This is a genomic window from Aggregatibacter sp. HK296 (assembly GCF_980469475.1).
The window spans coordinates 1,458,652-1,473,927 of sequence record NZ_OZ413142.1 but is presented as its reverse complement, the minus strand read 5'-3'; the positions used below and the strand labels follow the sequence as shown (position 1 = coordinate 1,473,927).

The following is a 15,276-nucleotide window of genomic DNA, read 5'->3' as shown; positions in this document are numbered from 1 at the left end:
ATGAAAAGAGGCTAAATGCTCTGCTGCACAAATTGTTGCAGAATTTCGTGGGTAAATGCTTTACGCAAGTAAAAACCGAGAGGAAGGGTATCGATAATTTCGCCATTTTTGCCGATGCCTTTGGTTAAGGACTTACTATTCGCGCCTTTCGGGCGGAGTTGCAAGACTTCGCCTAATCGTGCATTGATTTTATCCAGTTGACCTAGCACGATGTAATCCATGAGTTCTTCCCAGTCTCGTTGCAGTTGGCGTTCTTGCTGTTCGCTAGGTTGCCAGAGAATCGGCGTACCGATGTGTCGTTCTGCCAAGGGAATAGAACGGCTTCCCTCAATAGGAATCCAAAGCACGCGGGACAACTTATGGCGCACATGGGAATTTTGCCAATTTACGCCACTATTTTGAATGAGAGGGGCAAGGCTCACGAACGTAGTTTCCAAAGGATAGCCTTGCGCGTTAATGGGGATCGTTTTTAACTCAATACCTAAATGGTGGAAGTCCTGTTCAGCTTTGCTGCCTGCCGTTGCCCCCAGTGCTGTTTCAAGTAGCATACCCACCCAGCCTTTATCACGTTTTAAATCCGGTGGCACGGGAGTGCCAAGTTGTGTCGCTAAGTCGCCAAAACTCAGTCCGGCAATGGCTTGCGCACGGGAAAGAAGTTCTTCAGTCGTTTTTGGGGTCATTGGTGATATTTCTTGAAAAAACGAGGTTTAACCGTTTCTTTGCCTTTATCAATATAAGGGATATTTTCCAGCTGGAGCAGAAAACGTTTAGCGACTAAGCCGCCACCGAATCCGGTCAGTGTTCCGTCTTTGCCTAGAATGCGGTGGCAAGGAATGATAATACTGATCGGGTTGCTCCCGACTGCACCACCCACCGCACGCACCGCATTGGGGTTCTCAATGCGTTTGGCCAACTCGCCATAACTTGTCGTTTCGCCATAGTCGATTTGGCGTAGCGCTTGCCAAATGCGTTGCTGAAACGGCGTGCCTTGCGGTGCTAGCGGAATGTCATCAAAACGTTCCGCTTCTCCGTTGAAATACCGCTCAAGAGCGGAACACACCTGCGTAAACAGGGGTAAATCATTGTTTTCCTGCCATTTTGGATTGGGCGCAAATTGTTCCTGCTCAAAATCCAAATGCGTCAAATACTTGCCATCGGATAGCATCAGCAATTTGCCGATAGGCGAGGGATAATAACGGTAAAAAAGTGCGGTCATATTTTTCTCTGTTTCACAAAAATAAAAGCGTACCGAAGTACGCTTATATTATGCGGAATTTTTATTCTGATTAGAAACGGTAATTAAGGTTTAAACCGTAAAGGTTGGCTGATGCTTTTGTTGTGTAATCGGCTTCAACAACGAGCAAGCCTTTAATATTTTGTGTTTCAACAAAGTGTTTTTTCTTGCCTCGTAAATGAGAAAAACCTACATCAACAGATAAATCCGGTGTGAATTTATAGGTTGCACCTAAGCTATACCACATACGATCCGTGTCAGGAATTGACGCAGATAAATGTTTTTTGCTTGCTGCTTGATCGTATGCTAAACCGGCACGTAAGGTGAGCGCATCACTGAAGTTATAGGTTGTACCAACAGCAAAGCGAGAATTGTTTTTGTATTCTTCTTTCTTCGCAAAAGCTTCATAACCGGAACCATCTTGGTATGTACCACGTAATTCTTTGAAACGGCTCCATTCCGTATATTTATAGCTATAGTGAACCGCCCAGTGATCGGTTAGTTGATGGAAACCGGAGAATTCCCAGTAGGCTGGTAATTTCAAGGTTAAGCTACCTTCAGCGACATAAGGCGTTAATGCACCTTGATGCTGTTGTAAGCTAAGCGCATTGCGATCGGTAAAGTCAATATCGATTTTGGAATGATAAGCTAAACCAAGGCGGTTATCTTGGTTAAATTCATACATTAAACCGGCATTCCAACCAAATCCCCAAGCATTATCTTTTAAATGTACGAGGGAGTCCTGTTTATCTAAGCTTTTTAAGTTATTGATGGTTTTTTGGGCTAAAGCATCGGCTACTGCTTGTGGAACAGTTGGATTTTTAGCTCGAATTGCCCCACTTAATCGGCTTCTTACATTGCTTTCGCCCATGACTGCGAGCATATTTTTAACACCGGTAATGGCAATCCCTGCGGTACGTTCAACTTCAGCTTTGGCATAAACACTATTAATTCCTAGACCGGCAGTTAAATTATCGGTGATTTTATATGAACCGCTTAGGTTTAAGTTAATTGTTGTTAAATCGGTTACGCCACCGAAAATGCCGGCATCGTAGTCACGAGAATATTCACTTTTTAAACCAAAGTTAACATTCATTCCCGCGCCTAAAGCAAATTTGTCATTGATCGGAGAAACAAAATACATATTAGGGATAAAGGCACCTGGAACAACGCTATTTGCATTTGCGTTTCCGGTCGCAAGCTTTAATCCGCTTGCGGTGGTAGCCGTTACCGGGCCATACATATGAATGCGTGAGTCTACATAAACACCGCCTGCAGAAAATTCTTTTTGTTTGAAGAGGCTCATTAATGCCGGGTTGGTGGCGACCACAGAGGCGTTATCAGCGATCGCCGCTTCACCTGCATAAGCGCGGCCTAAACCGGAGGTAGAAACCTCCGCTAATTGGAATGCGGCAGCGGATGCACCGGTTGCAGCACCAAGAAGAAGAGTCGAGAGGAGTGTTTTTGTCAATTTGCTCGTTGTCATTTTGTTACCTTTTTCTGCGCCAGCCCGAAGGTGACGTCTGGTCAAAGTTTATTGATTGTTATTCAAAAGTTGGTCATTCTAAGAAAGGCAGGGAGGCGGAGCAACGTTCTTTTCGGTTTTTGTAAAGTGTTCAGACCAGTCAGACAGGAAAAGTGCGGTCAAATTTTGTATTGTATTTTAATAATGCTAAAATAATTGAAAGTTTCAACTGATTTTATAAAGGAGAGAATATGAGTTCGTTAAAATGCCAAGCTGAAGAAGCTAAAGTGTGTTGTTGTGTTGATGTCGGCACAGTCATTGACGGCTCCGATTGCACCATTGATTTTGAACAGGTTTATGCAACGGAAGCGCAGGCAAAAGAAGCATTAGTGTATTTAACTGAAAAAGCGAGAGCTGCTGAAAGCGAACCGTGCAATATTAACAGTGAAATAAGTGCGGTCGAAAATGGCTTTAAATTAAAAGCAACATTTGAATTTAGCTGCCAAGCAGAATCGATGATTTTCCAACTTTCTACTCGTTAATCTATCGTATAAAAATAAAAAGGCTTAAGTTCACAAACTTAAGCCTTTTTACTTGGAGTCTTAATTACGCTTCTTCGCTTTGTTCTGAGAAACGCTCAATTCGTGCGCCTAAGCCGCGCAGTTTTTCCTCAATACGTTCATAACCACGATCGATGTGATAGATACGATCCACGATTGTTTCACCTGTGGCGATACAACCAGCAAGAACAAGGCTAATGGAGGCACGTAAATCGGTTGCCATGACTTCGGCACCGGACAAGTGAGCAACACCGTGGCAAATCGCCGTATTGCCTTCAATTTCTGCTTTTCCTCCCATACGAATCAATTCAGGGATGTGCATGAAACGATTTTCAAAAATAGTTTCGGTGATGATGCTCGTACCGTTTGCCACCATGTTTAATAAGGTGAACTGTGCTTGCATATCCGTTGGAAAACCAGGATAAGGTGCGGTGCGAATATTGACCGCTTTTGGACGATTACCAAGCATATCTAGGGTGATTGTGTCTTCAGTGACATCAACTTGGGCACCGGCTTCACGTAATTTATCGATCACAGCATCTAAGGTGTTGGCTTTGGTGTTTTTACAAACGATACGTCCACCGGAAATAGCTGCAGCGACTAAGAATGTTCCGGTTTCAATACGATCCGGCACAACACTGTGCTCACAACCGGTTAAGCGATCTACACCTTCGATAGTAATGGCGTCTGAACCTGCACCGCTGATTTTTGCACCCATTTTATTTAGGAATTCTGCCGTATCCGCAATTTCAGGCTCACGTGCAGCATTTTCAATAACGGTTGTACCTTTAGCTAAGGTCGCGGCAATCATGATGGAAAGAGTTGCACCCACGCTGACTTTTTCCATAACGATATGAGTCCCGATTAAACGGCTATCGACATAGGCTTTTACATAGCCGTCTTCAAGCACAATTTTGGCGCCAAGGCGTTCCAAGCCACTGATGTGTAAATCTACCGGACGAGCGCCAATGGAACAGCCACCCGGCAAAGACACTTGGCCTTGATTGAAACGTGCAACTAATGGCGCTAACGCCCAAATTGAGGCACGCATAGTTTTTACCAATTCGTATGGCGCAATGAAATGATTGATTTTGGAGGCATCTAAATGTACGACACCTTGTACGTTACGCTCAACCTCTACACCTAATTGGCGTAATATTTTTAGTGTTGTTTCAATGTCTTTAAGATCCGGTACGTTGGTTAACGTCACAGGCTCGGTAGCCAGAATTGCAGCAAAAAGAATAGGTAATGCAGCATTTTTAGCACCAGAAATATCAACGGTGCCTTTCAAACATGATTGTCCATAAACACGAAATTTTTGCATGAGAATATCCTGTGGAAATTAAGCCGGTTGATTAAGTAAGCGTTCACGTTTCCATTTTTCAACAGTATAAGTGCGGATAGAAAGCGCGTGAATTTCATTGCTAGAAATGTGATTTATAAGTGGTGCGTAAATCATTTGTTGCTGTTTGACTTTGGAGAGCCCTTCAAATTGATCGCTGACTGCGATGACACCATAATGTGCGTTTTCACCTTGCACATAGACTTCGTCAAGATTAAGCGCTTCTTTTAAAATTCTTTCAATTTCTTGAGTTTCCATTAAATATTTCCATCTTGTGGGATAAATTGAGTAAGCCAATCGGATAGGCCGAAAAGATCTGCCAATGTCAGTAATTCCAAAGGTGGGCACTGTAAAACTTGTACACGACCTTTAAGCAATCGGGTTTGGTTGTGTTGTAAAAAGTCACACAATAAAGCAAAACCGGCAGAATCTATGCGAGTAACCTGGCTTAAGTCCCAATAGATGTCTTGCTCTGCCGATGGTTTTCCCAATAAAAAAGAAGCACGTTGCTGCCATAATGGCAACAACGTGTTACGAGATAACTCTCCTGATAATTGGAGCGTCATTCTATCATTATTTACTTGTGATGCCCAACGTAAACTTTGTGTCTGTTGCATGGCTTATTTGCTCAGTGTAATTGGCGTATCAGCAGCTTTTTGTAGTTGTGCGCTGAGGGCATCCAATCCTTGTTTACGAATGATCGGGCTCCATTCTTGTTGCTTAGTATTTACCATGCTCGCACCGCCTGCGGTCATGTCATACACCTGCCATTGTCCTGTTTTGCTGTTTTTATACCAATAGAAATCAACATTTAACGGTGGTTGATTATTCGGCTGTGCTACTTTGACATTCACAATCGCAAGGCTACCGGATTCTTCTTTCATTTTGCCGATTTGAATACTTTGATCGCTATACAGGGTTAATACTTGCGCATAAACCTGTTCAATGTATTTGTCTAATACGGCGAAATAACGATCACGCTGTTCTTGCGTAACGGTTTGATAGTTTTGTCCCAAAATTTTAGATCCGGCATATTTTACATGAACGTAAGGCATTAAGTCTTGACGTACGATGGTTTTTAAATAGTTCGGATCTTGTTTAATTTTGTTTTGATTGCTTTTGATGTCGTTAAACAGCTTGTCGGACACTTTCTGTGTTAAATCATAGGGCGTATCTTCCGCGATGGCTTGTTGTACAGCAAAAAGTGCGGTGAAAATGACTAGCGTTTTTGCTAACCAGTATTTTACATTTTTCAACATTGAGAGTTTCTCCTATCACGTTATTTATTCGTCGCTTCCGAGGTTTCGGCTGCTTCTTTTTTCTCTTTATCGCCATATAAGAATTGACCAATCAAATCTTCTAATACCATGGCAGACTTCGTATCGACAATTTTATCGCCGTCTTTCAACATTGCAATTTCCCCATCATCAAAGCCAATGCTGAGGGCAATATATTGCTCACCCAATAAGCCGGCTGTTTTAATGGATAACGAGCTGGTTTCTGGGATCTTATTGTATTCTTGGTTAATAGCAATGGTCACTTTGGGCAAATAGCTTTGCGGATCTAATTCAATTTCGGAAACACGCCCCACAACAACACCACCTACTTTAAGCGGAGCGCGGACTTTAAGACCACCGATATTATCAAAAGTCGCATATATACGATACGATTTGGTTTCGCTAAACCCTTGCACATTGGCTACTTTTAAGCCTAAAAAAATCAGTGAACCGATACCGAGCAGTAAAAATAAACCCACCCAGAATTCATATTTAATAGTTTGTCGCATAAGATTTCCTTACAAACAGAGATTAATTTGCGCCGAACATAATGGCGGTCAGCACAAAGTCTAAACCGAGGACGACTAATGAAGCATGCACTACCGTTCTGGTGGTGGCTTTGCTGATGCCTTCGGAGGTTGGAATACAATCGTAGCCGTTAAATAACGCAATCCAAACGACCGCAATGGCGAAAAATACACTTTTGATCGTACCGTTTAAAATATCATGGCTCCAGGTTACGGAGCTTTGCATCACGGACCAGAAGCTACCGGCATCCACGCCTTTCCAATCAACACCGACTAAAGAACCGCCCCAAATACCGATGGCGATAAAAATGATAGAAAGAATCGGCATGGCAATAATTCCCGCCCAAAAACGTGGTGCAATGACGCGACGCAACGGATCGACCGCCATCATTTCCAAGCTAGATAATTGTTCCGTGGCTTTCATTAAACCAATTTCAGCGGTTAATGCTGAGCCTGCGCGTCCGGCGAATAAAAGTGCGGTCACAACCGGGCCTAATTCTCGAAGCAGGGATAAGGCGACCAATTGCCCTAAACTGGTTTCCGCGGAGAAATCCACTAATACCACATACCCTTGTAAACCAAGGACCATACCGATAAATAAACCGGAAAGCATGATGATTAATAAAGACTGTACGCCAAGCACATGTAATTGTTTAATAAACAAAGGAAAATGCTTGCGAACTTGCGGTTTGCCAATTAATGCGCCGAACAGTAAAAAACCGGCACGTCCAAGTGCTCGTCCAAAATTAATGGCATGACGGCCAAACGTTGAAATTAAATTTCCTAACATTTGAACAGCTCCTCAAGGTAATTCGGTGCCGGATAATGAAAATGCACCGGGCCATCAGCATGTCCTTGCAAGAATTGGGTAACTTGCGGATCTTGGCTTGCCAGTAATTGGGCAGATGTTCCTTCGGCAATCACATGTTTATCCGCAATGATGTAGGCATAATCCGCAATGCTCAAAAGCTCTTGCACATCATGAGAAACCACGATAGACGTGAGATTTAAGGCCTCGTTCAAGCGTTTGATTAAACTAATAATGACGCCCATGCTAATTGGGTCTTGTCCGGTAAACGGTTCATCAAACATGATTAAATCCGGATCTAATGCAATCGCGCGGGCAAGTGCGGCTCGGCGAGCCATCCCTCCGGAAAGTTCGGACGGCATTAAATCGGCTGCACCGCGTAATCCCACCGCTTCTAATTTCATTAATACTATTTGACGAATTAATGAGGGCGGCAGATTCGTGTGTTCACGAATGGCAAAGGCCACATTATCGAAGGTGGAAATATCTGTGAATAACGCACCGGATTGGAATAGCATGCCCATGCGTTTACGCACTTCATAAAGTTCGCTGTTAGACAGTTTGCAAATATCTTGCCCGTCAAACAGGATTTCCCCTTCATCAGGGATGAGTTGTCCACCAATCAGTTTTAATAACGTGGTTTTACCAATGCCGGAAGGGCCCATAATGGCTGTGATTTTACCGCGTGGTACACGTAAATTGAGATCGCGATAAATCACACGTTCGCCACGTTTAAACGTCAGGTGTTTAACTTCAATTAAAGCGTCGTTCATAAAACCTTAATTATGAGAAGGCTTGAGCGCCTTGAGTGAATAAAAATGAGTTGCGATAGTCTATGAAATCCACGTGAATGTCAAATAGAATTACGTAGCATTCATGCCCCGCCTTGGACTCCGTTTTAGCAAAAATGTTCCCATTAAAACGTGCTGAAATCTGACCGCACTTTTAGATTTTTTCAATAAAGTTGTGCTATTATTGCACCTTATTATTAATTGTTATGGCTTAAAATAGAGTTATGAATATTCGTTGGAATATTGTGTTGGCGGTAATCGCATTGGGATTATTAGCTTGGTTTTATAGCTTGAATCAAGAAGATGACGGGCTGAATGCGCTTGTTAAGGTGGCAGACGCGCCGGAATATGTCGGGCAGAAAATGAATACGGTGGTGTACGCACCGACCGGCAAAAAACAGTATTTGGCCACATCCGACAAAGTAGAGTATTACACCTCAGACGGGCATACGAATTTTATGAATCCGACGGTGCGTTTATTGGAGCTCGAAATTCCGGGTTCTGGTACGGATAATGCTGGCACGGAAAGTTGGGAGTTAAGTGCGAATAAGGCCACCTTAACGAAGAACAACATGTTGTATTTAGAGGGCAATGTCGTGGCACAAAGCCTTTCTGCACAATCTCGTTTACAACGTATTGAAACCGAGAGTGCGGTAGTGAATCTAACCACGCAAGACATTACTTCCGATAACATGGTGAAATTAAACGGACAAGATTTTAGTTCGACAGGTTTAAAATTGACAGGCAACTTACAACAACAAGTGGCTACTTTAAAAGAACAGGTAAAAACACATTATGAAATTAATAAGCAGTAAAATTGTGCTTGCTTCCACATTGGTTTTGATGTCTTTTTCCGCCTTGGCGTTAAAAGAAGATACCAATCAACCGATTAACATCGTGTCCGATAATCAATCTTTGGATATGAATAATCGTGTCGTTACTTTCACGGATAACGTGGTGATCACTCAGGGTTCAATCATTGTCAAAGCAAGCAAAGTGGTGATTACCCGCCCGGACGAGAATTCTAAACAAAAAGATAAAGTAGAGGCGTTTGGCAACCCGGTGACCTTTCATCAAGTCATGGATGACGGCAAACCGGTGGATGGTAAAGCAAATAAAGTGGTTTATGACCTCGGCACTGAATTTTTAACGTTGAGCGGTGATGCAGAATTAAAACAATTAGATAGCAAAATTAACGGCAGTGTTATTACTTATGATGTAGCCAAACAGCAGCTGAAAGCGAATGCCAATTCCGGTGCGCGCGTAAAAACCGTATTAATTCCCACCCAATTAAATCGTGCCAGTGGCAAATAGGATAAAAGATGCCGATTCTGTATGCTGAAAATTTAGCGAAAAGCTATAAAAACCGCCAAGTGGTTTCTGATGTCAGTTTAACGGTGCATTCAGGCGAAATCGTTGGCTTATTAGGTCCGAATGGTGCCGGTAAAACCACAACTTTCTATATGGTGGTGGGATTGGTGAATCATGATCAAGGCAAGATTCGCATTGATGATGAGGATATCAGTCTGTTGCCAATGCATAACCGCGCACAAAAAGGTGTTGGTTACTTGCCGCAAGAAGCCTCTATTTTTCGCCGTTTAAGCGTGTATGAAAATTTGATGGCGGTATTGGAAATACGTAAAGATTTGACCGCACTTCAACGCCAAGAAAAAGCAGATGAGCTGATTGAAGAATTTAACATCGGACATATTCGCGATAGTTTGGGGCAATCTTTATCCGGTGGTGAACGTCGCCGCGTAGAAATCGCACGTGCTTTAGCCGCCAATCCTAAATTCATTTTGTTAGATGAGCCTTTTGCCGGCGTCGATCCAATTTCCGTGATTGATATTAAGAAAATTATTAAAGATTTACGCGATCGTGGTCTTGGCGTGTTGATTACCGATCATAACGTACGTGAAACCTTAGATGTGTGCGAACGTGCTTATATTGTGAGTGCTGGCAAGATGATTGCAACCGGCACACCAACTGAAATTATGAATAACAAATTGGTGAAAGACGTTTATTTAGGCGCCGATTTCCAGCTGTAACCTATGAAATTTACTGAGTTATTAACGCCAGAAACCATTCGTCAAGGAATGATTTCTTCCAGCAAAAAACGGGTTTTTGAGTCTATTGCGCGTATCGTGGAAGAACAATTACACATGGAAAATGGCGAGCAATGCTGTTTTGATTGTTTGTTTACCCGTGAGAAATTAGGTAATTCCGGTTTAGGTGGTGGGGTTGCCATGCCGAAAGGGAGACTCCCTAATAGTGGCAAACCCATAGGTGTATTTATTCAATTAGAAAGTCCCGTTGACTATGACGCTGCAGACAAACGTGAAGTGGATTTAATTTTCGCAGTGTTGGTCCCTGAAAATATGTGTGGCGATTACATTCAGCATTTGCCGACATTGGCCGAGAATTTAGTGGACAAATCCTTATGTAAACAGCTTCGGGCTGCTAAAAGTGCGGATGAAATTTGGGGCGTTTTTTCACATTATGATCAATGCGAGTCGGAAGAAATAGAGGCTGATGAGGAAGATTCTGCTTCATTAGCACCGGAATCCGGTTCTGAAGAATAAAGAAAAATGGTTTAACGAGGAAATTATGGAAATTATCATTATTAGCGGTCGTTCCGGTGGTGGAAAATCCGTTGCATTAAGAGCCTTAGAGGACATGGGGTATTATTGCGTAGATAATTTACCATTAGATTTGGTTCCGCAATTAATCAATATTCTTTCTGTTAATCAACACGCTGTTGCGATTAGTTTGGATATTCGTAATTTGCCAACGTCACCTGCAGTATTGGAAAAGACGATTGCGCATATTCAACAAGAACATAACGTTAAAATCATTTTTTTGGATTCCGATAAAACGACATTGGTTCGCCGTTATAGCGATTCTCGCCGTTTACACCCCTTATCCACGCAAGATCTTTCTCTGGAAGCCGCTATCGACGAAGAAAGTAAACATCTTGAACCACTGATTCAACAGGCAAATATCATCATTGATACAGGATCATTGTCCACACATGAATTGGCCGAGCGTTTACGCGAATTTTTGCGTGGGCATTCCGATACCGAATTGAAAATTGTAGTGGAGTCCTTTGGTTTTAAATACGGCATTCCGTTGGATGCGGATTATGTTTTTGATGTCCGTTTTTTACCTAATCCCCATTGGAATCATGCACTAAGACCAATGACAGGTTTGGATCAGCCGGTGGCGGAATTTCTCGAAAAACACAATGAAGTGCATCAATTTATCTATTTAACCCGTTCTTATATTGAAACTTGGTTGCCGATGTTGGAGCAAAATAACCGCAGTTATTTGACCATTGCAATTGGTTGCACCGGCGGTAAACATCGTTCTGTTTATGTTGCCGAGCAATTAGGTAAGTATTTCCAAGATAAAGGCAAAAACGTCAGTATTTTGCACCGCTCTTTGGAAAAACATAAAAAACAATAAATTATTTTTTTTCGATTTGGCTGATTTGACTGATGATTTCACCATCAGTCAAACGTGTTCTTATTTGCTCCCCAATCTTGACCTCATTAATCGATTTAACTGTGCCATACTTAGCGTTTTGCGTGATCGAGTAGCCACGCGCCAATACTTTTAACGGACTTAAACTATCTAGCTTGCCGCATAAATGTGCCAGTTGTTTTTGCTGAAGTCCCAGCTTCAAATTCATTTCAGAATTTAACCGCACTTTGAGTTGTGCCAATTGTTGTTCGTGCTGTTGTATCCGTAGTGGCAGCGGATTTTTATATAATCTGGTAGAAAGTGCGGTCAGATTTTCCGCCGTTTTTTGCCAACGATGGTACAAACTTTGTTGTAAACGATGGCGTAATTGTGTGATTAATTGTTGTTGAATACGGAGCTGTGATTGCGGATGACGATGCTGTAAACGCAAGGAGAGGTGTTGTAATTGTTGCTTCTTCTCGGCAAAGATTCGATCTAAAGCAATTTCAATTCGTTGCTGACGATATTGTAATTGTTGCATCAATTCGGTTTGGTTGCGACTGACGAGTTCTGCCGCTGCAGAAGGGGTTGGCGCGCGTAAATCGGCAACAAAATCAGCGATAGTCACATCAGTTTCATGCCCTACTGCACTGATGATGGGAATGGCAGAATGGAAAATGGCGCGCGCCACTTTTTCTTCGTTGAAACACCATAAATCCTCTAAGGAGCCACCACCACGCCCAACAATGAGTACATCGACTTCTTGCCGTTGATTAGCAAGTTGAATCATCTGCGTAATTTCAGTTGCTGCACCTTTACCTTGTACCGCCGTTGGGTAAATGATGACTTTCAAGCTTGGGTCGCGACGTTGCAAAATATGTAAGATATCTTGCAGCGCCGCACCGGTTTGAGAGGTAATAATACCTACCGCTTTACTAAAGTGCGGTAGGTTTTTTTTGTGATTTTGAGCGAATAATCCTTCTGCCGCCAGCTTTACTTTCAAGGCTTCAAACTGCTGCATAAGCAGGCCATCGCCGGCGAGGTGCATGCTTTCGATAATCAGTTGATAATCACCGCGTGGCTCATACAAACTGACGGAAGCACGAACCAACACTTGCATGCCATTGGTTGGACGAAAGCTCACGCGAAGATTTTTCATGCGGAACATGGCGCAACGCACTTGGGCATTTTCGTCTTTTAAACTCAAATACCAATGACCGGAAACCGGCTGGGTAAAATTAGAAATTTCCCCGGTAAGCCAAACCTGCCCAAGTTGATTTTCTAACATCAAGCGAACGGATTGGTTTAGCTGACTGACGGAATAAATATTATCGCTCATTCTCTTTATCGTTTTTTAGTGCTCGTGCAATAGTGCCCAGCCATCATCCAGCCAGTTACAAATGCTGTCAAAGAGCGCATGAAGAGAAAGCTCTCCGTCTTTTTCAATCAATTGAGTTAAGAAAGTGTAATCAACGTTTTCGCCATCGGCTAATTTTTTCAGTATTTCAGCCTCAGCCTGATTTAACTCATCAAGCCATTCGCCATTGGCGTAAATACGCAACGGGTTTTCCGTATAAACTAATTTGCAGTTGTTATCTTGTTGCAATTTGCCGCCGAGTTTAAAGATTTCAGCCACATCATCAAGATCGGTGAATTCACCTACATCCAGTAATTCATAACGTCTTTGACTTACTGTGGTTGCCAAAGCATGCTGGAACAGTTGATCAAATTGTTTCGATTGAGACAGTTGTTGCAAGAATTGGTGTTTTAATTCCTGCACTGTTGCTGTGTCGAGTTTACCGGTATTTTGGATTTCAGGTGTTAAACGGAATGGGATATTCAGCTCACTCACGTCTAGATTTGGATGACAAAGGTTACGTTCTAAGTTGTCAATTAATTCGCTCGTGTTTGGGTAACGTAAACCGAAAGAAACCGTTAAACAATCATCTTGTGCCACACCGTAATGGGAGAGTCTGGAAGGCACATAAAGTACATCTCCCGGCGCCATTACTTCATCTAAAATTAATTCACCCATATCATCAAAAATACGAATAGGTTGATTAGGTTTAAATTCAGTTGTTGGTTCGCACCATTTACCTAATTGCCAGCGGCGATGCCCGTAAGCCTGCACAAGGAAAACATCGTATTCATCGTAATGTTTCCCAACGGATCCGCCTTGCGGCGCAAAGGAAACCATAATGTCATCGCGCTGCCATTGTGGGATAAAACCGAATTTATTCCATAAATTGCCAAGTTGCGGTGACCATTGCTCCAAGTTTTGGACTAAAACGGACCATTTCTCCGGCATGTTTTTAAAGTCTTCATCGGATAACGGACTGGTAAACAGTTCCCAATTATCTTCGCTATGTTGCTTGATTAAACGAGCAACGACCTCTTCTGTTTGGGCGAGTTCTAAAATGTCATCAGGTTCTAATTGACCGACAATTTCTGGCAATCCGCCACGAATTAAGAGTGGTTTTTTTTGCCAGTAATCACGTAAGAAAATTTCTGGGGTAATATCTTGGGGTAAGCAGAATTTGCTCATATACATTCCTTCTTTGTGTTGTGCTATTTTTTCTTGGCCTGTTCTTCTGCACGTTTGCGCCGAATTTCTTTTGGATCAGCTAAAAGCGGACGATAGATTTCAATGCGATCGCCCTCTTTTAATTGATCGTTTAGTTTTACAGGTCGGCTAAAAATACCAATTTTATTGGTGCGTAAATCAATGTCATTGAATTGCTGCAAAATGCCGGATTGCACAATTGCTGTTTGTACCATTGTGCCCTCATCGACGCTAAAGGTTTTTAGATAATGATGATCGGGGAAGGCATAGGTAATTTGAATATTAATTTTATTAGCCATAAATTTATTTTGCTCTTGGTTTTAAGATATCAATCATTATAGATAAATGGGTGAAAATTTGACCGAAAGAAAATGTTACTGATGGAGTTGAAAATTCGATCATGTGGAAATTAATTTTTTCATTCTATGTTGCTGGGGCTTTTTGCTTTATGGCAAATTCAAATGATGGTCAATTCACTGCATTTTATTGATTGATTTCCCCCCATTGTATTACAGGTCGTAAACTTTTGTCGAATGTCTACGGTGTCTATTTCCAATTCACTGCCAAATTTCACCGCACTTTAATATGACATGTGTTCGTTGATGTTATTGAAGCAATAATTTGAGAAGATATCAATTGTCTATAACTCAATAAATTTCTTGTGTTATGAATGCCTAGAAATTAACAAGAATTATTAGGAAAATTGGTATATAAAAAAAGACACTATATTATAGGCAGAGTGTTGAGAAAACATGAGGAGATTGAAATGAATTGGATTTGGTTTGCGATAGGCTCCGCATTTTTTGCAGGATTAACCGCGATTTTAGGAAAGTTAGGTGTTGAAGGATTAAACAGTAATTTAGCCACATTTATTCGTACCGTAGTAATTTTATTTGTTGTCATAACAATTATTTCAATACGAAATGAATGGCAATTACCTCAACATATTGCTACTAAACCGGTAATTTTTCTCGTGTTGTCCGGTGTTGCTACCGGGCTTTCTTGGCTTCTATATTATCGAGCTTTACAACTTGCGCCGGCTTCTTGGGTTGCGCCTATTGATAAATTAAGCGTGGTAATTGCGATTATATTAGGGGTAACTCTTTTAGGTGAACCACTTAGTATGAAATTGCTTGTTGGCGCAGGGTTAATTCTTTCCGGTGTGTTGGTGTTAGCATTGTAAAACGCCCTGAAAAACGACCGCACTTTTAGCATGATTCATAAAAAAATAGCTCCCATTGGGAGCT

General features: G+C 42.0%; 20 protein-coding genes. 7 read left to right on the top strand and 13 right to left on the bottom strand.

Annotated elements, in window-relative coordinates; genetic code table 11:
- Nucleotides 1-11 precede the first annotated feature (11 nt).
- The 3 genes from mutH to AC30SH_RS06895 all read right to left on the bottom strand — a co-directional run bounded on the left by mutH (nt 12) and on the right by AC30SH_RS06895 (nt 2,720).
- Complete coding sequence (mutH, locus tag AC30SH_RS06905) at nt 12-680, bottom strand: DNA mismatch repair endonuclease MutH (protein ID WP_212510437.1); 669 nt, start codon at nt 678-680, stop codon at nt 12-14.
- Nucleotides 677-1,216, bottom strand: coding sequence for a methylated-DNA--[protein]-cysteine S-methyltransferase (locus AC30SH_RS06900; RefSeq protein ID WP_212510438.1), 540 nt, complete (start codon nt 1,214-1,216; stop codon nt 677-679). The genes mutH and AC30SH_RS06900 overlap by 4 nt, the downstream gene beginning before the upstream one ends.
- 70 nt (nt 1,217-1,286) lie before the next feature.
- The gene (locus tag AC30SH_RS06895; protein WP_212510439.1) at nt 1,287-2,720 is read right to left on the bottom strand and encodes an outer membrane protein transport protein; all 1,434 of its coding nucleotides are present in this window, start codon (nt 2,718-2,720) and stop codon (nt 1,287-1,289) included.
- Nucleotides 2,721-2,950: 230 nt separating this feature from the next.
- Between AC30SH_RS06895 and AC30SH_RS06890 the strand changes: the two genes are divergently transcribed.
- Nucleotides 2,951-3,241 (top strand): YfcZ/YiiS family protein, encoded by a 291-nt coding sequence (locus AC30SH_RS06890; RefSeq protein WP_109860052.1) that lies wholly within the window; start codon nt 2,951-2,953, stop codon nt 3,239-3,241.
- Between the two features lie 64 nt (nt 3,242-3,305).
- Here AC30SH_RS06890 and murA read toward each other — a convergent pair whose 3' ends face one another.
- The 7 genes from murA to mlaF are packed head-to-tail and all read right to left on the bottom strand — an operon-like array spanning nt 3,306 to nt 7,986.
- A complete protein-coding gene (gene murA / locus AC30SH_RS06885) occupies nt 3,306-4,583 on the bottom strand; it encodes a UDP-N-acetylglucosamine 1-carboxyvinyltransferase (protein ID WP_489582291.1) in 1,278 nt (425 codons plus the stop codon).
- An 18-nt stretch (nt 4,584-4,601) separates the two neighbouring features.
- Nucleotides 4,602-4,859: a BolA family protein gene (locus tag AC30SH_RS06880; RefSeq protein WP_212510441.1), complete on the bottom strand. Its 258-nt coding sequence runs from the start codon at nt 4,857-4,859 to the stop codon at nt 4,602-4,604.
- Nucleotides 4,859-5,218, bottom strand: a complete 360-nt coding sequence (locus AC30SH_RS06875; protein ID WP_212510442.1) for an STAS domain-containing protein — start codon at nt 5,216-5,218, stop codon at nt 4,859-4,861. Before AC30SH_RS06875 ends, AC30SH_RS06880 begins: the two co-directional genes overlap by 1 nt.
- Before the next feature lie 3 nt (nt 5,219-5,221).
- Nucleotides 5,222-5,860 carry a phospholipid-binding protein MlaC gene (gene mlaC, locus AC30SH_RS06870; RefSeq protein ID WP_212510443.1) on the bottom strand — a complete coding sequence of 213 codons (639 nt, stop codon included), beginning with the start codon at nt 5,858-5,860 and terminating at the stop codon, nt 5,222-5,224.
- A gap of 20 nt (nt 5,861-5,880) precedes the next feature.
- Nucleotides 5,881-6,387 carry an outer membrane lipid asymmetry maintenance protein MlaD gene (mlaD, locus tag AC30SH_RS06865; RefSeq protein ID WP_109128518.1) on the bottom strand — a complete coding sequence of 169 codons (507 nt, stop codon included), beginning with the start codon at nt 6,385-6,387 and terminating at the stop codon, nt 5,881-5,883.
- 22 nt (nt 6,388-6,409) lie between these two features.
- On the bottom strand, nt 6,410-7,195 hold the full coding sequence (mlaE, locus tag AC30SH_RS06860; protein WP_109128519.1) for a lipid asymmetry maintenance ABC transporter permease subunit MlaE: 786 nt from the start codon (nt 7,193-7,195) through the stop codon (nt 6,410-6,412).
- Nucleotides 7,189-7,986, bottom strand: coding sequence for a phospholipid ABC transporter ATP-binding protein MlaF (gene mlaF, locus AC30SH_RS06855; protein WP_006717262.1), 798 nt, complete (start codon nt 7,984-7,986; stop codon nt 7,189-7,191). Before mlaF ends, mlaE begins: the two co-directional genes overlap by 7 nt.
- 242 nt (nt 7,987-8,228) lie before the next feature.
- Here mlaF and lptC point away from each other — a divergent pair, with 242 nt between their 5' ends.
- From lptC to rapZ, 5 genes are read left to right on the top strand one after another with little or no spacing between them, the layout of a single operon-like run.
- On the top strand, nt 8,229-8,819 hold the full coding sequence (lptC, locus tag AC30SH_RS06850) for an LPS export ABC transporter periplasmic protein LptC (protein ID WP_315028133.1): 591 nt from the start codon (nt 8,229-8,231) through the stop codon (nt 8,817-8,819).
- Nucleotides 8,800-9,318 (top strand): lipopolysaccharide transport periplasmic protein LptA, encoded by a 519-nt coding sequence (lptA, locus tag AC30SH_RS06845; RefSeq protein WP_048748974.1) that lies wholly within the window; start codon nt 8,800-8,802, stop codon nt 9,316-9,318. Before lptC ends, lptA begins: the two co-directional genes overlap by 20 nt.
- A gap of 8 nt (nt 9,319-9,326) precedes the next feature.
- Nucleotides 9,327-10,052: an LPS export ABC transporter ATP-binding protein gene (gene lptB / locus AC30SH_RS06840; RefSeq protein WP_212510446.1), complete on the top strand. Its 726-nt coding sequence runs from the start codon at nt 9,327-9,329 to the stop codon at nt 10,050-10,052.
- A gap of 3 nt (nt 10,053-10,055) precedes the next feature.
- Nucleotides 10,056-10,586: a PTS IIA-like nitrogen regulatory protein PtsN gene (ptsN, locus tag AC30SH_RS06835; protein ID WP_212510447.1), complete on the top strand. Its 531-nt coding sequence runs from the start codon at nt 10,056-10,058 to the stop codon at nt 10,584-10,586.
- Between the two features lie 25 nt (nt 10,587-10,611).
- Entirely contained in the window at nt 10,612-11,469 is an 858-nt protein-coding gene (rapZ, locus tag AC30SH_RS06830; RefSeq protein WP_212510448.1) for an RNase adapter RapZ, read from the top strand.
- 1 nt (nt 11,470) lies between these two features.
- Here the strand turns inward: rapZ and xseA are convergent, their stop codons facing one another.
- Genes xseA through AC30SH_RS06815 form a run of 3 tightly spaced genes read right to left on the bottom strand, consistent with a single transcriptional unit; the run spans nt 11,471 to nt 14,328 of the window.
- Nucleotides 11,471-12,805, bottom strand: coding sequence for an exodeoxyribonuclease VII large subunit (xseA, locus tag AC30SH_RS06825; RefSeq protein ID WP_212510449.1), 1,335 nt, complete (start codon nt 12,803-12,805; stop codon nt 11,471-11,473).
- Nucleotides 12,806-12,820: 15 nt separating this feature from the next.
- On the bottom strand, nt 12,821-14,011 hold the full coding sequence (locus AC30SH_RS06820; RefSeq protein ID WP_212510450.1) for a ribosomal protein uL16 3-hydroxylase: 1,191 nt from the start codon (nt 14,009-14,011) through the stop codon (nt 12,821-12,823).
- A 23-nt stretch (nt 14,012-14,034) separates the two neighbouring features.
- On the bottom strand, nt 14,035-14,328 hold the full coding sequence (locus AC30SH_RS06815; RefSeq protein ID WP_006717277.1) for an RnfH family protein: 294 nt from the start codon (nt 14,326-14,328) through the stop codon (nt 14,035-14,037).
- Nucleotides 14,329-14,795: 467 nt separating this feature from the next.
- Between AC30SH_RS06815 and AC30SH_RS06810 the strand changes: the two genes are divergently transcribed.
- Nucleotides 14,796-15,212 (top strand): EamA family transporter, encoded by a 417-nt coding sequence (locus AC30SH_RS06810; RefSeq protein WP_048748987.1) that lies wholly within the window; start codon nt 14,796-14,798, stop codon nt 15,210-15,212.
- Nucleotides 15,213-15,276 lie beyond the last annotated feature (64 nt).